Source organism: Burkholderia sp. CpTa8-5 (assembly GCF_017815045.1).
In the GTDB taxonomy this organism is placed as follows: Bacteria; Pseudomonadota; Gammaproteobacteria; order Burkholderiales; family Burkholderiaceae; genus Burkholderia; species Burkholderia sola.
In genome coordinates this window covers 1-18,897 of the sequence record NZ_JAGIQD010000009.1, presented here as the reverse complement: position 1 = coordinate 18,897, position 18,897 = coordinate 1, and the positions used below count along the sequence as shown (strand labels likewise).

Below are 18,897 nucleotides of genomic sequence, written 5' to 3'. Positions count from 1 at the left end.
CGCGCGGCAGGGGATGCCGCGACCGGTGACGACGAGTCTAGCAAGCCGAAATGACGAGACAACGTGCGCGTGCGGCGCACCGAAATTCGCGGCGGTCTGCAATCGCGGCGCCACTGCCAGGCGAGACGCCGTGCGGCTACTGGCCGTAAGTGACCGTGAGTTGCGCGGTGCCGATCGCGAGCGTGCCGATCTCGTGCTCGAACATCGGCGCGGGGCGACCCTGCGAAATGCGCAGGTCGGTGCCTTTGAGCGCGTAGACGGTGATCACGTAGCGATGCGGCTTGCCGGGCGGCGGGCACGGGCCGCCGTAGCCGTCGATCCCGTAGTCGTTGCGTGCCTCGCTCGCGCCGATGCGGCGCAGGAAGCCGGATGCGCTCGCGTCGGCCGGCAGGCTCGTGACGGTCGCCGGAATGCCCGCGACGGCCCAGTGCCACCAGCCATGCCCGGGCGCATCGGGATCGAAGACCGTGACCGCGTAGCCGCGCGTGCCGGGCGGCGGGTTGCGCCACGCGAGTTGCGGCGAGCGGTTCGCGCCCTTGCAGTCGCCGCGGTCGAACACGTTCGCGGCCCGCACGCGGGCGCCGGGCGTCAGGTCGTCGCTCGTCACGGTGAACGGGCCTTCCGCATGCGCGGGCAGCGCCGCGAAAACGGCAGCGCACAGGAGGGCGGGGAGGAGGAACGCAGACGGGCGGCCCGATGGCGCAGGCGGAGTGATCCGGCGATCCACACGCATATGGCGCTTCTCCCGTCACGTGGGCCGGGCCGCGGCGCCCGGCATTGTTGGCGTTGTGTGTTGCCCGCGCCGCTGAGGGCGGCGATGGGTCAAGTCTAGCATTAGGGTTCGATGAGCGACGCACACCGGCGCCCGCGATCGCGATCGGTCAGCGCGCTAGTCGGCAGACGAAAAAAAACCGCCTGCGATGAAGCAGGCGGCTCTTCAGCCAGTGTGCCGGCGCGTGCGCCGGCGTGGCGTCATTCCTTCGGGGCCGTCGCGCCGCCGTGCGCGGCCGACCATTCGGCCGGTGCGTGCAGGAATTTCTCGACTTCGTCGAGCGTCTTCGTCTCGAAGTAGCCCGACGCCTTCGCGACGCGCAGCACGTCCCACCACGTGGCGAGCGCGTGCAGGTCGACGTCGATGTCCTTCAGGACCGACACGCTTTCCTTGAAGATGTCGTAGTGGAACAGCACGAAGCAGTGGTTCACCGTCGCGCCCGCGGTGCGCAGCGCGTTGACGAAGTTGATCTTGCTGCGGCTGTCGGTCGTCAGGTCTTCCACCAGCAGCACGCGCGAGCCTTCCTCGAGATGGCCTTCGATCTGCGCGTTGCGGCCGAAACCCTTCGGCTTTTTGCGCACGTACTGCATCGGCACCATCATCCGGTCCGCGATCCATGCCGCGAACGGGATGCCGGCCGTCTCGCCGCCCGCCACCGCATCGATCTGCTCGAAGCCGATGTCGCGCGTGATCGTCGTTTCCGCCATTTCCATCAGCGCACGGCGCACGCGCGGATACGAGATCAGCTTGCGGCAGTCGATATAGACGGGGCTTGCCCAGCCGGACGTGAAGATGAACGGTTTTTCGGCATTGAAGTGCACCGCCTGCACTTCGAGCAGGATTTTGGCGGTCGTATCCGAGATCGACTGACGATCGTAGCCTGTCATGGGCATTCCTTGGGTGATGAGCGAGGAGCGGGCGCGGGCCCGATGGCGCAGCAAGGGGAACCTGCCCGAAAGGCCGGGGCGCGATTGGCGGACCAATCGCATCGCTGCGCGCGTAGCCCGCTATTTTACCCGATTCAGGCCGGTTTTCGGCGGAATTCGCGCGCGCCGCCGCGCCGCTCGCCACCGGCGAAACAAACGGGGCACGACCAGTCCGACACGGACGCCGGGGATGCGGCGGTGCACCAACGGAGGTCATTTAGGGGGTGTACACTAGGCGACCCTAAGAAATCGTTCAGTACTTTGTACTTTCCTCTTGCCACCCGCCAAGGTTCGTTGGCGTGCCCATCCGGCGCGTCGCGGGCCGTCTCGCAGTCGACCATCCCCTCGATTCAGGCAGACGCGGCCGAAGGTGCTGTGTACTGAGTCGTCAATATTTCGCATGTCTCTCGCAGGTCAATCATGGACGAACAACTGAAGCAGGCCGCTCTCGCTTATCACCTGAACCCGAAACCCGGCAAGATTTCGGTCACCCCGACCAAGCCGCTGTCGAACCAGCTCGATCTGTCGCTCGCGTATTCGCCGGGCGTCGCCGCCGCGTGCGAGGCGATCCACGCCGATCCGCTCGACGCGCAGAAGTACACGTCGCGCGGCAACCTCGTCGGCGTCATCACGAACGGCACGGCCGTGCTCGGCCTCGGCAACATCGGCCCGCTCGCCGCGAAGCCGGTGATGGAAGGCAAGGGCTGCCTCTTCAAGAAATTCGCGGGCATCGACGTGTTCGACATCGAACTCTCGGAGTCCGACCCCGACAAGCTCGTCGAGGCGATCGCGATGCTCGAGCCGACGCTCGGCGGCATCAACCTCGAGGACATCAAGGCGCCGGAGTGCTTCTACATCGAGCAGAAGCTGCGCGAGCGCATGAAGATCCCCGTCTTCCACGACGACCAGCACGGCACCGCGATCATCGCATCGGCCGCGATCCTGAACGGCCTGAAGGTCGTCGGCAAGAAGCTGTCGGAAGTGAAGCTCGTGTGTTCGGGCGCCGGCGCGGCCGCGATCGCGTGTCTGGACCTGCTGGTGAACCTCGGCCTCACGAAGACGAACATCCTCGTCGCCGATTCGAAGGGCGTGATCTACGAAGGGCGCGGCAACCTCGATCCGTCGAAGCAGCGCTATGCGGCGAACACCGACGCGCGCTCGCTCGCCGATGCGATCGTCGGCGCCGACGTGTTCCTCGGCTGCTCGAGCGCGGGCGTGCTGAAGCAGGACATGGTCAAGACGATGGGCGAGCGCCCGCTGATCCTGGCGCTCGCGAACCCGGAACCGGAAATCCGCCCGGAAGACGCGAAGGCCGTGCGCCCGGACGCGATCGTCGCGACCGGCCGTTCGGACTACCCGAACCAGGTCAACAACGTGCTGTGCTTTCCGTTCATCTTCCGCGGCGCGCTCGACGTCGGCGCGACGACGATCACGGAAGAAATGAAGCTCGCGTGCGTGCGCGCGATCGCCGAGCTGGCGCAGGAAACCGACCAGAGCGAGGAGGTCGCGAAGGCGTATGAAGGCCATTCGCTGGAGTTCGGGCCGGAATACCTGATTCCGAAGCCGTTCGACCCACGCCTGATCATCAAGATCGCGCCGGCCGTGGCGCAAGCCGCGATGGATTCGGGCGTCGCCACGCGCCCGATCCAGGACATGGACGCGTACCGCGAACAGCTCGGCGCGACCGTCTACCGCACCGGCATGGTGATGCGTCCGGTGTTCGCGACCGCGAAGCAGAAGGAGGCCCGCATCGTTTTCGCCGAAGGCGAGGATGAGCGCGTGCTGCGCGCTGCGCAGTTCGTGCTGCTGGAAAAGATCGCGAAGCCGATCATCATCGGCCGTCCGTCGGTCGTCGACATGCGCCTCGCGAAGATCGGCTCGAAGCTGAAGGCCGGCACCGATTTCGAAATCGTCGATCCGGAAGACGATGCGCGCTACCACCGCTACTGGCAGGCGTATCAGGAGATCGGCGCGCGCGACGGCGTGACGCCGGAAGTCGCGAAGGCCGCGATGCGCAAGTTCAACACGCTGATCGGCGCGATGCTCGTGCACCTGGGCGACGCGGACGGAATGATCTGCGGGATGATCGATACGTTCCACAGCCACCTGAAGTTCATCGAGCAGGTGCTGGGCCGCGCGAAGGGCGCCGAGCACTTCGCCGCGATGAACCTGCTGATGCTGCCGGGCCGCAACCTGTTCGTGTGCGACACGTACGTGAACGAGTTGCCGAGCGCCGACCAGCTCGCCGACATGACGATCCAGGCCGCGGCCGAGATCGAGCGCTTCGGCATCACACCGAAGGCCGCGCTGCTGTCGAACTCGAACTTCGGCAGTGCGCCGTCGGCGTCGTCGCGCCGGATGGCCGAGGCCCGCAAGCTGATCGTCGAACGTGCGCCGAACCTCGAAGTCGACGGTGAAATGCACGGCGACGCGGCGCTGTCGGAACTGATCCGCAAGCAGGCGTTCCCGGGCACGACGCTGTCGGGCGAGGCGAACCTGCTGATCATGCCGAACGTCGAAGCGGCGAACATCGCGTACAACCTGCTGAAGATGGTCGGCGGCGAAGGCGTGACGGTCGGCCCGTTCCTGCTCGGCGCGGCCAAGCCGGTCCACATCCTGACGCCGGCCGCGACCGTGCGCCGGATCATCAACATGACGGCCGTTGCCGCCGCGAACGTGAACACGAAGTAAGTCCACGCTCGCGTGTGCCGCGCGTCACGCGCGGCACAATGAAAAACGCCACGGAACCTGCGTTCCGTGGCGTTTTTTTTCGCGTGAACCCTAAGGGCGACGGCGGCGCGGGGCGGGCATCCGGACCGCGAACGCCCGCCGCGCGCGCCGTTACGCGACCTGCTGATGCGACTGGCCGCCTGCCGGCGAGCGCCACTTCGCGAGCAGCGTGTCCCACTTCTGCCGCACCGCGCGCAGGTTGTTCTCCTTCACGTGGCCGTAGCCGCGAATGCCGTCCGGCAGCGCCGCAAGCTCGAGCGCGAGCGGCCGGTTGGCCGCGTTCAGCCTGCCCAGCACCTCGCCGATCAGCGCTTCATATTCGCCGATCAGCGCGCGCTCGGTGCGGCGCTCCGCGGTGCGGCCGAACGGGTCGAGCCCCGTGCCGCGCAGGAACTTCGCCTTCGCGAGCAGCCGGAACGCGGACATCATCCACGGGCCGTACGCCTTCTTCACAAGATGGCCGTGGGCGTCCGTCTTCGCGAACAGCGGCGGTGCGAGGTGGAATTTCAGCTTCCAGTCGCCTTCGAACTGCGCGGTCAGCCGCGCGAGGAACGCGGGATCGGACTGCAGCCGCGCGACCTCGTATTCGTCCTTGTACGCCATCAGCTTGAACAGGTTGCGCGCGACCGCTTCGGTCAGCGGCTCCTGCACCGTGTCGCCGTCGGCGAGCGCGCGCTCCGCGGCGCGCACCTTGTCGACGAATGCCGCATAACGCGACGCGTACGCGGCGTTCTGGTACGCGGTGAGGAATTCGACGCGCTTCGCGATCAGCGCGTCGACCGCCTTCTTCGTGTGCAGCGAAATCACCGTCGCGCCTTGCGCGGGCCGGGCGTCGCCGGCCGCGGCCTGCTTCACGCTGGCCAGGTCGTGCGCGGCGCGGCGGCCCCAGTCGAACGCCGCGCGGTTCTTGTCGACCGATACCGCGTTCAGCTCGATCGCGCGTTCGAGCGACGCGAGCGTCAGCGGCAGCCAGCCCTTCTGCCACGCGTAGCCGAGCACGAACGGGTTCGTGTAGATCGCGTCGCCGAGCAGCGCGACCGCGAAGCGGTTCGCATCGATGAAGTCGACCGCTTCACCGGCTGCCGCGCGGATGTCGCTCTCTGCGGACACGCCGGGGAACGCCCAGTTCGGGTTCTTGATGAACTCGGCGGTCGGCGTCTGCGCGCTGTTGACGACCACGCGCGTCGTATCGTGCCGCATCCGCGACGTGCACTCGTCGCCGGCCGTGACGATCGCATCGCAGCCGATCACGAGATCGGCTTCGCCCATCGCGATCCGCGTCGCATGGATGTCGGTCGGCGCGTGCGAGATCTGCACGTGGCTCATCACCGCGCCGCCTTTCTGCGCGAGGCCGGTGACGTCGAGCACGGTCACGCCCTTGTTCTCGAGGTGCGCGGCCATCCCGAGCAGCGCACCGATCGTGACGACGCCCGTGCCGCCCACGCCGGTGACGAGCACGCCGTACGCGCGGTCGATCGCCGGCAGCGTCGGTTCGGGAATCGGCGGCAGCGCACCGCCGTCGACCGCCACCGCCTTCGGCTTCTTCAACTGGCCGCCCTCGACCGTGACGAAGCTCGGGCAGAACCCCTTCACGCAAGAAAAGTCCTTGTTGCAGCTCGACTGGTTGATCTGGCGCTTCGTGCCGAATTCGGTTTCCAGCGGCTCGACCGACAGGCAGTTCGACTGCACCGAGCAGTCGCCGCAGCCTTCGCACACCGCGTCGTTGATCACGACGCGCTTCGCCGGGTCCGGGTATGTACCGCGTTTGCGGCGGCGGCGCTTCTCGGTCGCGCAGGTCTGGTCGTAGATCAGGATCGTCGTGCCTTCGATCTCGCGCAGCGCGCGCTGCACGTCGTCGAGCTGGTCGCGATGGTGGATCGTCACGCCCGGCGCGAGCAGCGCCTTCTGGCTGTCGTACTTCTCCGGCTCGTCGGTGACGATCACGATCTTCTTCGCGCCTTCGGACGCGAGCTGGTGCGTGATCTGCGGCACCGTCAGCACGCCGTCGACCGGCTGGCCGCCCGTCATCGCGACCGCGTCGTTGTAGAGGATCTTGTAGGTGATGTTCGCCTTCGACGAGATCGCCGCACGCACCGCGAGCAGGCCCGAATGGAAATAGGTGCCGTCGCCGAGGTTCGCGAACACGTGCTTCTCGTCGGTGAACGGCGCCTGGCCGATCCACGGCACGCCTTCGCCGCCCATCTGGCTGAAGGTGCTCGTGCTGCGGTCCATCCACACGGTCATGTAATGGCAGCCGATGCCGGCGATCGCGCGCGAGCCTTCCGGCACGTTGGTCGACGTGTTGTGCGGGCAGCCCGAGCAGAACCACGGCTTGCGCTCGGTCTGCACGTGCGGCTTCGCGAGCGCCATTTCCTTCGCGTTGATCACCGCGAGCCGCGCGGCGATGCGCGCGCGCACGTCGGACGGCAACTCGAACTTCTCGAGCCGCGTCGCGATCGCCTTCGCGATGATCGCGGGCGACAGCTCGTAGTGCGCGGGCAGCAGCCAGTTGCCCATCGGCACCGACCATTCGCCGCCGGCGCCGTCCTTCTCGTCGAACTTGCCGAACACCCGCGGGCGCTGCGCGTCGGGCCAGTTGTACAGCTCTTCCTTGATCGCGTATTCGAGGATCTGGCGCTTTTCCTCGACGACCAGGATTTCGTCGAGGCCGCGCGCGAACGCCTGCGCGCCCTGCGCTTCGAGCGGCCACACGCAGCCGACCTTGTAGAGCCGGATGCCGATCCGCGCGCAGGTTTCGTCGTCGAGGCCGAGGTCGGTCAGCGCCTGGCGCACGTCGAGGTACGCCTTGCCGCCGGTCATGATCCCGAAGCGCGCATGCGGGGAGTCGATCTCGATCCGGTCGAGCTTGTTTGCGCGCACGTAGGCGAGCGCCGCGTACCACTTGTAGTCGAGCAGCCGCGCTTCCTGCACGAGCGGCGGGTCGGGCCAGCGGATGTTCAGCCCGCCTTCCGGCAGGATGAAGTCGGTCGGCAGCACGATCTCGGTGCGATGCGGGTCGATGTCGACCGACGCCGACGATTCGACGACGTCCGTCACGCACTTGAGCGCGACCCACAGGCCCGAGTAGCGGCTCATCGCCCAGCCATGCAGGCCGAAGTCGAGATATTCCTGCACGTTGGACGGGAACAGCACCGGCAGCCCGCAGGCCTTGAAGATGTGCTCGGACTGATGCGCGAGCGTCGACGATTTGGCCGCGTGGTCGTCGCCGGCCAGCACCAGCACGCCGCCGTGCTGCGACGAGCCGGCAGAGTTCGCGTGCTTGAACACGTCGCCGGTGCGATCGACGCCCGGGCCCTTGCCGTACCACATGCCGAACACGCCGTCGTGCTTCGCGCCGGGGTACAGGTTCACTTGCTGGGAGCCCCACACCGCAGTGGCGGCGAGATCTTCGTTGAGGCCGGGCTGGAACACGATCTGGTGGGCGGCCAGGTGCTGCTTGGCTTTCCACAGCGACAGATCGAGGCCGCCCAGCGGCGAGCCGCGGTAGCCGGAGATGAAACCGGCCGTATTGAGACCGGCGGCGCGGTCGCGTTCCTGCTGGAGCATCGGCAGGCGCACGAGGGCCTGGATGCCGCTCATGTACGCGCGGCCGCGTTCCAGCGTGTATTTGTCGTCAAGCGTGACGGACTTCAGCGCGGCTTCTAGCGACGCGCGTTGGTCTGCGTCTAGCGGGGCATTCATTAACTGTCTCCTCCACCCGGTCTGGGATCACCAAAACTTCGGTTGCGTCGGCATCTTTTGGACGCGTCCGCAGTGGCCGGCATGTTCGCCGGTTTTAAGGGATGGTAGCACTGGGGCAAACCCGCCGCCCATCGGTCGCAACGCGAGGGAAAGGGCCGCCACGCACCATGAAACAGGGCGAGATCATGCGTTACATCATGTAAAAGCATGTAAAGCGGCGTTGATCTGCGGGCAAATGCCGTTAATCTTGTCGGCCTGCCGGAGGTGCCCGGCCGCGTGGGTTCGTTCCGACGCAGTCGGGGAGGCGCCGGCAGTTTTACAGGAGGTGCAATGAACACACGTCATATCCAGAGTTTCCTGATCGTGTCCGCCGCGTTTTTCTCGATGACGGGCCCGGTGCACGCGCGAGGCGCGAGCGCGCTGGCGGCAGCCGGCGCACAGATGCAGCAGATCGTGCCCGCTCAGGACGCCGCAGCGCAGCCGTCGGTCGAGCGCGCCGCCGCGTCGAAGGCGAACGTGCGTTGATGCGATCGCGCGGCCCGCGGGCCTCGCCGGCATGCAAAAAGGGCGGGAATCCTCGGATTCCCGCCCTTTTTCTTTGTGCGGCCGGATCGCGCGGCCGCCCCCGGTTGTCCGGAGCCGCCGCGCGGCGGGGGCGTCAGGCCTTGTCCTGCACGACGCCGCGGCGGATCTGGTCGAGCTCGATCGATTCGAACAGCGCCTTGAAGTTGCCTTCGCCGAAGCCCTGGTTGCCCTTGCGCTGGATGATCTCGAAAAAGATCGGCCCGATCTGGTTTTCGGTGAAGATCTGCAGCAGCAGGTCGTCGCGTGCGCCGTCGATCAGGATCTTGCGCTTCTTCAGTTCGTCCAGCGATTCGCCGTGGTTCGGCACGCGGCGGTCGACCAGTTCGTAATACGTGTCGATCGTGTCGAGCAGCTTCACTTCCTTGCTGCGCAGCCCGTCGACCGCCTGATAGATGTCGCTCGCGCCGAGCGCGATGTGCTGGATGCCTTCGCCGTGATATGCGTCGAGGTATTCCTGGATCTGGCCGGCCGTGTCCGAGCCTTCCTCGTTGATCGGGATGCGGATCTTGCCGCACGGCGACGTCATCGCCTTCGACTTCACGCCCGTCACCTTGCCTTCGATGTCGAAATAGCGCACCTCGCGGAAGTTGAACAGGCGCTCGTAGAACTCGGCCCATTCCTGCATGCGGCCGCGATGCACGTTGTGCGTCAGGTGGTCGATGTAGGTGAGGCCGTGGCCGACCGGGTTCGGGTTCGCGCCGGGAATCGGCTCGAAGTCGACGTCGTAGATGCTGATGTCGCCGATCGCGCCCGGCTGCGCGCCGTTCTTGCCGCGCCAGCGGTCGACGAAGTAGATCAGCGAATCGCCGATCCCCTTGATCGCCGGGATGTTCAGCTCCATCGGGCCCGTCTTGTTGTCGAAGCCCCATGCGCCGAGTTCCAGCGCGTGCCGGTACGCCTTCGCGGCGTCCTGCACGCGGAACGCGATCGCGCAGATCGACGGGCCGTGCAGCCGCGCGAAGCGTTGCGCGAACGAATCGGGTTCGGCGTTGATGATGAAGTTGATGTCGCCCTGGCGGTACACCGTCACGTCCTTGTGGCGGTGGCGCGCGATCGCGGTGAAACCCATCCGTTCGAACAGTTGTCCGAGTGCTTTCGGGTCCGGTGCCGTGTATTCGATAAATTCGAAGCCGTCGGTGCCGACGGGGTTGTCCCAGGTGGGGATCTGCATGTCGTGTCTCCTGTGCGGGGCGATCGGCCGGGGGCGGCGTGCGCGTGCCCGGCGTGGTTCGATGTCGACGGCCGCGCCCATCACGAGCGTGCGCGGCAAGCCGAGACATGCGACAGAGTGTAGCGGGCGGCCGCGAGCGGAAACTTGCGAACTTAATCGCCCGCGCCTACGATGGCGCAATTTCCAGTCTCAAAACACTCAGTGGAGGGCAGAAGATGGCGCAAGCCGAATTGGATGCCATCGACCGGCGCATTCTCGCGATTCTTCAGGAGAACGGGCGCCTGTCGAACCAGGAGATCGCCGAGCGCGTGAACCTGTCGCCGAGCCCGTGCTTGCGGCGAATCCGGCGGCTCGAGGAAATCGGCGTGATCACCGGCTACGTCGCGCTGCTGAATCCGCAGAAGCTCGGGCTCGACCTGCTCGCCTACGTGAGCGTGCGGCTCGAAAAGCGCGGCGGCCTCGCGCCGGTCCGGGCCGACGAGACGTCGGCGCGCGCGGGCGCGACCCACGCGGAGCTGTTCCGCGCGGCCGTGCAGACCTGGCCGGAAGTGGTCGCGTGCCATGCGATGACGGGCGACATGGATTACCTGCTGCGCGTACAGGTCGAGGACATGGCGCATTTCTCCCGCTTCGTGCAGGAGCATCTGCTGCATCACCCGTCGGTGATCGACGTGAAGACGAGCTTCTCGCTCGATTGCTTCAAGGAAACGACGGCGTTGCCGATTCGTTCGGTGCGCTAGCGTGGCGGGGAAGGGGGGCGCCGGGCGCGCCGCAGGCGCGGCCCGGCTGGCCGACGTCAGGCCGTCAGTGTGGCCGGCATCAGCGATTCGATGAACTTCGTCGTGCGGCGCGCCTGGCGCTTCATCGCGTAGTCGAACACCGCGGCCTGTTCCTGCAGCATCTCGGCGATGATCGTCGAGTGGTCGGCCGGCGGCAGCGACAGATACGCATCGGCTTCGCCGTACGCGTACTCGATCCGCATCCCGGACTTCTTCGCGATGTGCATCATCGTCGCGTTACGCGACAGGCAGTGCATGTACAGCATCGTCACGTGCGTGTTGCGGCTGCGGATCGCCGCGCGCTCGAACAGTTTCGAGCCGACGCCGCGGCCGCGCGCGCTTTCGAGCACCGACACGCCGAATTCGGCCGTGCGCGTGTCGCCCTCGGCCGGCAGGTAGGCCAGGTGGCCGACGCCGATCAGTTCGAGGTCGTGGTCGAACACGCCGAACACCGTATCGCGACCGAAGTCGAGCGTGCGGACATAGTTCTCGATCACGTGATCGGGCACCATCTGGCCGAAGCGCAGCAGGCGGTCCTCTTCGTCGAGCGAGAGAAAGTGGGTGAGCATCTGCTCACGGTCTTTGGAAGCCAGTTCCCTGACGAGAACCGGCGCAGTAGCGACCTTGCCGACAGCAGCGGCACGGCCGTTGAATTGCGTGTTCATCGTGGGTTCCTCAGTGTGGGTGCACAAGCGGGTTGTGCAATGCAACAGCATTTTACCCGAGCGAGGTTGGGGAAAACCCGTATTTGACGTTATTTGTGCTGAGGAGGAATTCTAAAACCGCTTAGTTCATTCTTTAAGTTATTGATTTTAAGCGAATTTAAAATTCATCATATGAAATGCGCGGCGGGCGGTCGGCTGTGCCCGTCGCGCAACGCATGCTGCTGCGCGGCAATCAGGCCGCCGTCGACAGCCCGCGCTCGATGAGGTCGATCACCTGTTCCGCGAAGTCGCGGTAGCCGAGGCGGCCGCCCGGCTTCAGCCACGTGAAGGTCCAGTTGATCATCCCGAACACCATCATCGTCACCGAGGTCTGGTTTTCCTTCGAGATGCGGTCCGGGTACGCACGCGCGAGCTGCCGCGTAAACGCCGCGACGATGTCGCGCTGGCGGTCGAGCACGATTTCACGCTGTGCGTCCTCGAGATACTTCACGTCGTTGAGCAGCGCGACGTGGCGGCTGTGCGACGTCTCGTATTCGGCGAGGAACGCGCGCACGAGTTCGGCGAACGCGTCGCGCTCGCTGAGGCCGCGCCGCTGGCTCGCGCCCTCGACCTCGGCGATGATCAGCATCAGCCGTTTCGTGTAGCGGTCGAGCAGGTCGAACAGGATCGCTTCCTTGCTCTCGTAATAGTGATAGAGCCGCGCCTTCGACGTGCCGCTCGCGGTCGCGAGATCGGACATCGACGTACTCGGGTAGCTCGTCTGCGCGAATTTCTCGGCGGCCAGGTCGAGGATCTGCTCGCGCTGGGATTCGTGGTCGGGCGCTCGGGTTCGGGCCATGGTCGAATGCGGAAGATTAGCGGTGCGCGGCGGCGCGCACCTGCGTGGAAGAGAGGGCGTCGGGCGCGTCGTCCTGCAGCTCGAGCCGGCCGGCGGCCGCGAGTTCGCGACAGCGCCACCACGCGAGCGAGTCGCTGACGAACAGCCCGCCGCGGTCGGCGGCGGCCATGATGCTGCCAACGAGGTGTCGCGCGGGCTGCCAGTCGGTTTCCGCGCGCGCGACGATCAACGCGTCGAGATCGGCGTAGTGGCCGCTCTTGATCGTGTTGCTGACCCAATAACGCAGTTCGGCGTTCAGATGTTTCGCTTCCTGCCATTCGAGCGCGAGGCGGCCGATGCGCAGGACCGAGACCGGCGCGGCCGCCGGCCGCTTGCGCGCTAGTTCCGCGGGCGAGAACATCCCGGTCGCGCAGGCCTGGTCGGTACGCGACAGCGCCGCGCGCTGTGCCGCGTCGAGATCGGCGGCCGACAGCCGCACCTCGTTCAGGCGCTGCGGCACGTTGCGCAGGTGATAGGCGACGCGGCGCAGCAGCAGCTTGTCGCCGACGCTCGGCGCGTGCCACACGACGACCTGGCCGGTCTCCGTCGCGAGCTGGTCGAGGCGCGCGAATTCGGCCTCGATTTCCGCGTTCCAGTCGGGGATCTGGTCGCCGAGCACGTGCTGCCAGAAGGTGGCGCGCGTGTCGGGCGTCTCGTCGGCGCCCTTCAGCGGCCCGACGCCGAGATCGTCGAGCAAACCGACGACGCGCTCGTCGCGTCCGGCTTGCGCGAGGGCTTCGCGCAGCGACGCGGCGGCGGTGCCGCCCTGAATCACATGAATGGTACTCATCGGCCTGTCGTCAACAAAAGAAAACCGCCGGCCGGGAGGACGTTGCGATGTCCAGCCGGCCGGCGGCCCCTAGTGTAAGCGAGATGTGTGACGGCGAGAAACCGTCAGGCGCCGCGACGCGACGCCGCTCAACGCTCGTCGAAGCTCACGACGACCTTGTCGCTGATCGGGTGGCACTGGCACGTGAGCACGAAACCGTCCTTCACTTCGTGCGCCTCGAGCGTGTAGTTCTTCTCCATCCGCACTTCGCCTTCGACTACCTTCGCGCGGCACGTGCAGCACACGCCGCCCTTGCATGCGTACGGCAGCGCGAGGCCCGCGCGCAGGCCCACGTCGAGCAGGCTCACGCCTTCGTACGGCAGACGCAGCTTGCGCTTCTTGCCGTCGAGCACGATTTCGAGGTCGGCGGCCGGCGTCTGGTCGGTGATCTCGACGACCGGTGCGCCGGCCTGCGGCAGCGGCGTGCCGAAGCGCTCGACGTGCACCTTCGCCTGCGGCACGCCGGCCGCGTTCAGCGCGGCTTCGGCCGCGTCCATCATCGGCGCCGGGCCGCAGATGAACGCCTCGTCGATCGCGGCGGCCGGCGTCAGCGTCGCGAGGAATTCCGCGCATTTCGCCTGGTCGAGCACGCCGTTGAACAGCTCGACGTCCTGCAGGTCGTCCGACAGCACGTGATAGAGGACGAAGCGGTTCATGTAGCGGTTCTTCAGGTCCTCGAGCTCCTCCGCGAACATGATCGCGTCGACGCTGCGGTTGCCGTAGATCAGCGTGAACGTGCTGCGCGGCTCGAGTTCGAGCGTCGTCTTCACGATCGCGAGCACCGGCGTGATTCCCGAGCCGCCGGAAAACGCGACGTACTGCTTGCCATGGTCGGCGTTCAGGTGCGTGAAGAAGCGGCCGTCCGGCGTCATCACGTCGATCGTGTGGCCGGGCTTCAGCGTGTCGAACGCGAAGTTCGAGAAGCGGCCGCCGCGCACGCGCTTGATGCCGATGCGCAGTTCGCCGTCGCGATCGTAGTCCGTCGTGCCGACGCAGATCGAATACGAGCGGCGCGTCTCCTCGCCGTCGATGTGGGCCTTCAACGTGACGAACTGGCCCTGCGTGAAGCGGTACGCGTCGCGCAGCTCGGGCGGCACGTCGAACGAGACGGTCACGGCGTCGGCGGTCTCGGGCCGCACGTCGCGGATACGCAGCGGGTGAAATTGCGGGGTCGCCATATTCAGTAGGGTTTGAAGTAGTCGAAGGGTTCGCGGCAGTCGACGCAGCGATACAGCGCCTTGCAGGCCGTGGACGCGAATTGCGCGAGACGTTCGGTGCGCGCGGAGCCGCAGCGCGGGCAGGTGGGCGCCGCGACCGGCCGCGGCACGAAGCGCACGACGTTCTCCCGCGGCACGGCGCTGCCGCACTGGCCGACCGGCGGCGCGATGCCGTACGCGCGCAGCTTGTCGCGCGCTTCCTGCGTGATCCAGTCGGTCGTCCACGCGGGGGCGAGCACCGTCTCGATCCGGTGCGGCGGCAGATCGGCGGCCTGCAGCGCGGCGGCGATGTCCTCGGCGATCTGCGACATCGCCGGGCAGCCCGAGTAGGTCGGCGTGATCACGACTTCGAGCTGGCCGTCGTCCGCGCGGCGGACGTCGCGCAGGATGCCGAGCTCGCGGATCGACACGACCGGAATCTCCGGATCGGGCACGGCTTCGAGCACGTCCCACGCGTGGGCGAGCAGCGGATCGTCGCGGTGCGCGGCGGCGGTAGGGGCGGTGGTCTGGGCGGACATCGGCGGGCTCCGTGGCGTGGGCCGGTTACCAGCTCGCGCCGGGGTGCTGGCGCGCGAGGCTCTGCATTTCGGCGAGCAGGTAGCCCATGTGTTCCGAATGCTCGCCCTGCTTGCCGGTCGTCACGTGCTTCACCGGTGCCGGCAGCGCGAGCGTGGCCTCCGCGAGCGCGTCGTCCACGTCCGCGCGCCACGCGGCCTCGAGCGCGGCCGGCGCCGGGCCGATGCCTGCGGCGACGATCGCGTCGTCGATCGCATCGGCGGCGAAGCATTCGCGCGTGTACGGCATCAGGTAGTCGAGCGCGGCCTGCGCGCGGCGGTGCGATTCGTCGGTGCCGTCGCCGAGGCGCACGAGCCATTCGCGCGCATGCTGGACGTGATAGCGGGTTTCCTTCACCGATTTCGCGGCGATCGCGGCGAGCTGCGTGTCGGTCGACGTTTCCAGCGCGCTCCACACGTGCAGCATCAGCGCCGCGTACAGGAAGTTGCGCACGATCGTCACCGCGTAGTCCTTGTCGGCGTGTGCGGTGCCGGAGACGGGCCCGTAGTGCGGCAGTTCGGCGAGCGTGAAGTTCGCGAACTCGCGCTCGGTGCGGAAGTACGCGTAATCGTCTTCCGTCTTCGCCGCGCCGGTGAGCTGGCGCTCGAGCTCGGCCGCGTGCGTATACAGCATGCGCGCCTGGCCGATGAGGTCGAGGCTCATGTTGGTGAGCGCGATGTCTTCCTCGAGGATCGGGCCATGGCCGCACCATTCGGCGTTGCGCTGACCGAGGATCAGCGCGTTGTCCGCGAGGCGCAGCACGTAGGAGAGGTGTTCGGGCGTGATCGTCATGGCGCGGGCGTTACATGTGGTTGACTTCGTCGGGCAACGTGTAGAACGTCGGGTGACGGTAGATCTTGTCGCCCGCCGGTTCGAACAGTTCGGCCTTCTCGCTCGGGTCCGATGCGGTGATCGCCGACGACGGCACCACCCAGATGCTCACGCCTTCCTGGCGCCGCGTGTAGACGTCGCGCGCCATGCGCAGCGCCATCGTCGCGTCGGCGGCGTGCAGGCTGCCGCAGTGCTTGTGGTCGAGGCCCTGCTTGCTGCGCACGAACACTTCCCAGATCGGCCATTCCTTGTTCATCGCTTTCTCCTGATTCCTGAATTCGGGGGTGCCGCTCAGGCGGCGTGCTGTTCGGCGCGGGCGCGGCGCTTCGCTTCGTGCGCGAGCGCGGCTTCGCGCACCCAGGCGCCGTCCTCGTGTGCTTTCACGCGAGTCGCGAGGCGTTCCTTGTTGCACGGGCCGTCGCCATTGACGACGCGCCAGAATTCGTCCCAGTCGATCGCGCCGTAGTCATAGTGGCCGCGCGCCTCGTTCCATTTCAGGTCGGGGTCGGGCAGCGTCACGCCGAGCACCTTTGCCTGATCGACTGTCGCGTCGACGAATTTCTGGCGCAGGTCGTCGTTCGAGATCCGCTTGATGCCCCATTTCGCGGACTGGCTGCTGTGGACCGAATCGGCGTCGCTCGGGCCGAACATCATCAGTACCGGCCACCACCAGCGGTCGACGGCCTGCTGGACCATCGCGCGTTGCGCGTCGCTGCCCTTCATCATCGACAGCAGCGCGTCGAAACCCTGGCGCTGGTGGAACGACTCTTCCTTGCACACGCGGATCATCGCGCGCGCATACGGGCCGTACGTGCAGCGGCACAGCGGGATCTGGTTCATGATCGCGGCGCCGTCGACGAGCCAGCCGATCACGCCGACGTCGGCCCAGGTCGGCGTCGGGTAGTTGAAGATGCTCGAGTATTTCGCCTTGCCGGCGTGCAGCGCGTCGATCAGCGAATCGCGCGATACGCCGAGCGTTTCGGCCGCGCTGTACAGGTAGAGGCCGTGGCCGGCTTCGTCCTGCACCTTCGCGAGCAGGATCGCCTTGCGCTTCAGGCTCGGCGCGCGCGAGATCCAGTTGCCTTCCGGCAGCATGCCGACGACTTCCGAATGCGCGTGCTGCGAGATCTGGCGTACCAGCGTCTTGCGATATGCATCGGGCATCCAGTCCTGCGGTTCGATCTTGCCGTCCGCGGCCATCACCGCATCGAACCGCGCCTGTTCGGGCGACTCGGCTGCGGCGTCGAGCGGCGCGACGTTGCCGGGGATGTCGAGGGATTGCGTGTACATGGCGAAAGCTCTCGTCCGGTTGAATGTGTGCGAAGTATAAACCAACCGACCGGTCGGTTAATAAATTTGTTGCGAATTTTCGGCGAGACACGGGTAAACGAGGGACGTCGGGGCGCGATCCGGTCGCGCACGTGTGGCCTCGCACGTGGGTCTCGCGTCTTCTGCGGCACAATGCCCGCTTTCCGATGAGGATTTTGCCGATGTCATTTCGAAGCAGTGTCGCCGCGGCCGTGCTGGGCGCGGCCGTTTTCGTGTCGCCGCTTGCGGCGTCGGCGGCGTCGGGCTCGCCGGTGGGTTGGGTCGCCGCGTGGGCGACCGCGCTGCAGCCGATTCCTGACCTCGCCGCACCGCCGCCGCTCTATCGCGCACCCGACGTGGCCGGGAGAACCGTGCGGCAGATCGTCTACCCGACCGTGTCGGGGCGGGCCGCGCGGATTCGCGTGAGCAACGCCTACGGTCGCGCGCCGCTGGTCGTCGAGGCCGCGAGCCTCGCGCGTGCCGGCGAAGGGGCCGCGCTCGCCGGCGGCGCGGTGGTGCCGGTCCGGTTCGGCGGCAGCGCGTCGGTGACGCTCGCCCCGGGCCAGGCGCGCGAAAGCGATCCGGTGTCGATCGACGTGACGGCCGCGCAGCCGTATGCGATTAGTCTCCAGATGGGGCCGAACCAGCGGATGACGGTCTGGCATCGCGTGTCGAACCAGTTCAACTATGTGTCCGCGCCGGGCGATCACGTGGGCAATCCGGGCGCCGACGTGTTCCGCACCCGCTTTACTCAATATGCATGGGTGACGGAACTTGCCGTCGAAGCCGGCTCCGCACGCGGCAGCGTCGCCGCGATCGGCGATTCGATCACCGACGGGTTGCGCTCCAGCGTGAACCGGAACCGTCGCTGGCCCGACGCGCTCGCACGCCGGCTGATGGCGTCGAGTGCCGATTCGATCGGCGTCGTGAATCTCGGCATCAGCGGGAACCGGCTGCTCAGCGATTCCGCGTGTTACGGCACGTCGCTGGCGTCGCGGTTCGAGCGTGACGCGCTGTCGCGCTCGGGCGTGAAGGCGGTGATCGTGCTGATCGGGATCAACGACATCAACTTTGCGGCGATGCCGCCGCGCGCGGGGCTCGATTGCGATCACCCGCATACGCAGGTGACCGCCGCGTCGCTGATCGACGGCTATCGCCGGCTGATCGACGCGGCGCATCGCCAGGGCGTGAGGGTATTCGGCGCGACGCTGACGCCGGCGGCGTTGCCGGCCGGACGCGAAGCGATCCGGCTCGAGGTGAACCGGTGGATCCGGAGCGGAGGCGGGTTCGACGGCGTGGTGGACTTCGACGCTGTGCTGCGCGATCCGGCGCGCCCGAGCGTGCTGCAGCGCCGATACGATAGCGGCGACGGCATCCATCCGAGCGATGCGGGCTACACGGCGATGGCCGATGCGGTGCCGATCGAGCAACTGCGGGCTGCGGTGGGCGGCAAATGACGCGCCTCTATATATAGAGGGAAAGGTTGCCGACGGCCTGCGGGCCGGCAGCGCGACATCGTCCGTCGAGCCAGAAGCCTCCGTGCGCGCGGAGGCTTTTTCAAACTTTCTTCACAAAGGGCTTGCGCGGATAGGGGCGGATGCATAGAATCACGCCTCTTTCGCGCTAACGGAAACGCGGCGCGGGAGGAAGGGAAGCGGTGCTGTTGGGGTTCGGTCGTAGCGAGCCTTGGCGGTACAGGAAGTTGAGCCCCGCAGTCGCAACGAAGTCGTTCAGAAAGTTGTTGACGAGCTGCGAAACATGGTTCATAATTTCGCTTCTCTGCTGCTGAAAACGCAGCGCTGCCGGGAAACACGAAGTTCCTCGCAGAATGCTCTTTAAAAATTAACAGCCGATAAGTGTGGGCGCTTGATGGAAGCGAGCTGATCCTCGGATCAGATAGCGAAAGTATCAAGAGTCTCACACTAAAGTAAGTCAGGTTTATGAAGTGAT

16 protein-coding genes are annotated in these 18,897 nt (G+C 66.7%); 4 read left to right on the top strand and 12 right to left on the bottom strand.

All coding sequences use genetic code 11. From position 1 onward, the window contains the following. Window positions 1-136: 136 nt before the first annotated feature. Window positions 137-733, bottom strand: coding sequence for a YbhB/YbcL family Raf kinase inhibitor-like protein (locus tag J8I35_RS15730; protein ID WP_124556850.1), 597 nt, complete (start codon window positions 731-733; stop codon window positions 137-139). Between the two features lie 239 nt (window positions 734-972). Next, window positions 973-1,659 carry an orotate phosphoribosyltransferase gene (locus J8I35_RS15725; RefSeq protein ID WP_011546659.1) on the bottom strand — a complete coding sequence of 229 codons (687 nt, stop codon included), beginning with the start codon at window positions 1,657-1,659 and terminating at the stop codon, window positions 973-975. A gap of 459 nt (window positions 1,660-2,118) precedes the next feature. Between J8I35_RS15725 and J8I35_RS15720 the strand changes: the two genes are divergently transcribed. Further along, on the top strand, window positions 2,119-4,389 hold the full coding sequence (locus J8I35_RS15720; protein WP_124556851.1) for an NADP-dependent malic enzyme: 2,271 nt from the start codon (window positions 2,119-2,121) through the stop codon (window positions 4,387-4,389). 150 nt (window positions 4,390-4,539) lie between these two features. Here J8I35_RS15720 and J8I35_RS15715 read toward each other — a convergent pair whose 3' ends face one another. After that, the gene (locus J8I35_RS15715; RefSeq protein ID WP_209926122.1) at window positions 4,540-8,130 is read right to left on the bottom strand and encodes an indolepyruvate ferredoxin oxidoreductase family protein; all 3,591 of its coding nucleotides are present in this window, start codon (window positions 8,128-8,130) and stop codon (window positions 4,540-4,542) included. 330 nt (window positions 8,131-8,460) lie between these two features. On the opposite strand from J8I35_RS15715, the gene J8I35_RS15710 reads away from it, so the two are divergent. Further along, window positions 8,461-8,655 (top strand): hypothetical protein, encoded by a 195-nt coding sequence (locus J8I35_RS15710; protein ID WP_050011864.1) that lies wholly within the window; start codon window positions 8,461-8,463, stop codon window positions 8,653-8,655. A 133-nt stretch (window positions 8,656-8,788) separates the two neighbouring features. On the opposite strand, the gene hppD is transcribed toward J8I35_RS15710, so the two are convergent. Beyond that, a complete protein-coding gene (gene hppD, locus J8I35_RS15705; protein WP_050011865.1) occupies window positions 8,789-9,886 on the bottom strand; it encodes a 4-hydroxyphenylpyruvate dioxygenase in 1,098 nt (365 codons plus the stop codon). Between the two features lie 215 nt (window positions 9,887-10,101). On the opposite strand from hppD, the gene J8I35_RS15700 reads away from it, so the two are divergent. Then, a complete protein-coding gene (locus J8I35_RS15700; protein WP_040143005.1) occupies window positions 10,102-10,626 on the top strand; it encodes an Lrp/AsnC family transcriptional regulator in 525 nt (174 codons plus the stop codon). A 56-nt stretch (window positions 10,627-10,682) separates the two neighbouring features. Here the strand turns inward: J8I35_RS15700 and J8I35_RS15695 are convergent, their stop codons facing one another. The 8 genes from J8I35_RS15695 to paaA all read right to left on the bottom strand — a co-directional run bounded on the left by J8I35_RS15695 (window position 10,683) and on the right by paaA (window position 16,929). After that, window positions 10,683-11,330 (bottom strand): GNAT family protein, encoded by a 648-nt coding sequence (locus J8I35_RS15695; protein ID WP_124556854.1) that lies wholly within the window; start codon window positions 11,328-11,330, stop codon window positions 10,683-10,685. Window positions 11,331-11,562: 232 nt separating this feature from the next. After that, the gene (locus tag J8I35_RS15690) at window positions 11,563-12,168 is read right to left on the bottom strand and encodes a TetR/AcrR family transcriptional regulator (protein WP_006482923.1); all 606 of its coding nucleotides are present in this window, start codon (window positions 12,166-12,168) and stop codon (window positions 11,563-11,565) included. Between the two features lie 16 nt (window positions 12,169-12,184). Next, window positions 12,185-12,997 (bottom strand): DUF1835 domain-containing protein, encoded by an 813-nt coding sequence (locus J8I35_RS15685; protein ID WP_124595289.1) that lies wholly within the window; start codon window positions 12,995-12,997, stop codon window positions 12,185-12,187. Window positions 12,998-13,125: 128 nt separating this feature from the next. Further along, a complete protein-coding gene (paaE, locus tag J8I35_RS15680; protein ID WP_209926121.1) occupies window positions 13,126-14,214 on the bottom strand; it encodes a 1,2-phenylacetyl-CoA epoxidase subunit PaaE in 1,089 nt (362 codons plus the stop codon). A 2-nt stretch (window positions 14,215-14,216) separates the two neighbouring features. Next, a complete protein-coding gene (paaD, locus tag J8I35_RS15675; RefSeq protein ID WP_209926119.1) occupies window positions 14,217-14,771 on the bottom strand; it encodes a 1,2-phenylacetyl-CoA epoxidase subunit PaaD in 555 nt (184 codons plus the stop codon). A 25-nt stretch (window positions 14,772-14,796) separates the two neighbouring features. Beyond that, window positions 14,797-15,600, bottom strand: coding sequence for a 1,2-phenylacetyl-CoA epoxidase subunit PaaC (gene paaC, locus J8I35_RS15670; RefSeq protein WP_050018276.1), 804 nt, complete (start codon window positions 15,598-15,600; stop codon window positions 14,797-14,799). A 10-nt stretch (window positions 15,601-15,610) separates the two neighbouring features. Beyond that, complete coding sequence (paaB, locus tag J8I35_RS15665) at window positions 15,611-15,895, bottom strand: 1,2-phenylacetyl-CoA epoxidase subunit PaaB (protein ID WP_006482881.1); 285 nt, start codon at window positions 15,893-15,895, stop codon at window positions 15,611-15,613. A gap of 35 nt (window positions 15,896-15,930) precedes the next feature. Next, complete coding sequence (gene paaA / locus J8I35_RS15660) at window positions 15,931-16,929, bottom strand: 1,2-phenylacetyl-CoA epoxidase subunit PaaA (protein ID WP_050018275.1); 999 nt, start codon at window positions 16,927-16,929, stop codon at window positions 15,931-15,933. Between the two features lie 200 nt (window positions 16,930-17,129). Here paaA and J8I35_RS15655 point away from each other — a divergent pair, with 200 nt between their 5' ends. Beyond that, window positions 17,130-18,404, top strand: coding sequence for an SGNH/GDSL hydrolase family protein (locus tag J8I35_RS15655; RefSeq protein ID WP_209926118.1), 1,275 nt, complete (start codon window positions 17,130-17,132; stop codon window positions 18,402-18,404). Window positions 18,405-18,897: the final 493 nt, after the last annotated feature.

Excerpts from the sequence above, each read along its gene's own strand:
- J8I35_RS15655 (WP_209926118.1), top strand. The coding sequence starts at position 17,130 with ATGTCATTTCGAAGCAGTGTCGCCGCGGCCGTGCTGGGCGCGGCCGTT.
- J8I35_RS15695 (WP_124556854.1), bottom strand. The coding sequence starts at position 11,330 with ATGAACACGCAATTCAACGGCCGTGCCGCTGCTGTCGGCAAGGTCGCT.
- J8I35_RS15710 (WP_050011864.1), top strand. The coding sequence starts at position 8,461 with ATGAACACACGTCATATCCAGAGTTTCCTGATCGTGTCCGCCGCGTTT.
- paaB (WP_006482881.1), bottom strand. The coding sequence starts at position 15,895 with ATGAACAAGGAATGGCCGATCTGGGAAGTGTTCGTGCGCAGCAAGCAG.
- J8I35_RS15725 (WP_011546659.1), bottom strand. The coding sequence starts at position 1,659 with ATGACAGGCTACGATCGTCAGTCGATCTCGGATACGACCGCCAAAATC.
- paaC (WP_050018276.1), bottom strand. The coding sequence starts at position 15,600 with ATGACGATCACGCCCGAACACCTCTCCTACGTGCTGCGCCTCGCGGAC.
- paaD (WP_209926119.1), bottom strand. The coding sequence starts at position 14,771 with ATGTCCGCCCAGACCACCGCCCCTACCGCCGCCGCGCACCGCGACGAT.
- J8I35_RS15715 (WP_209926122.1), bottom strand. The coding sequence starts at position 8,130 with ATGAATGCCCCGCTAGACGCAGACCAACGCGCGTCGCTAGAAGCCGCG.
- J8I35_RS15690 (WP_006482923.1), bottom strand. The coding sequence starts at position 12,168 with ATGGCCCGAACCCGAGCGCCCGACCACGAATCCCAGCGCGAGCAGATC.
- J8I35_RS15720 (WP_124556851.1), top strand. The coding sequence starts at position 2,119 with ATGGACGAACAACTGAAGCAGGCCGCTCTCGCTTATCACCTGAACCCG.
- hppD (WP_050011865.1), bottom strand. The coding sequence starts at position 9,886 with ATGCAGATCCCCACCTGGGACAACCCCGTCGGCACCGACGGCTTCGAA.
- J8I35_RS15730 (WP_124556850.1), bottom strand. The coding sequence starts at position 733 with ATGCGTGTGGATCGCCGGATCACTCCGCCTGCGCCATCGGGCCGCCCG.
- J8I35_RS15685 (WP_124595289.1), bottom strand. The coding sequence starts at position 12,997 with ATGAGTACCATTCATGTGATTCAGGGCGGCACCGCCGCCGCGTCGCTG.
- J8I35_RS15700 (WP_040143005.1), top strand. The coding sequence starts at position 10,102 with ATGGCGCAAGCCGAATTGGATGCCATCGACCGGCGCATTCTCGCGATT.
- paaE (WP_209926121.1), bottom strand. The coding sequence starts at position 14,214 with ATGGCGACCCCGCAATTTCACCCGCTGCGTATCCGCGACGTGCGGCCC.
- paaA (WP_050018275.1), bottom strand. The coding sequence starts at position 16,929 with ATGTACACGCAATCCCTCGACATCCCCGGCAACGTCGCGCCGCTCGAC.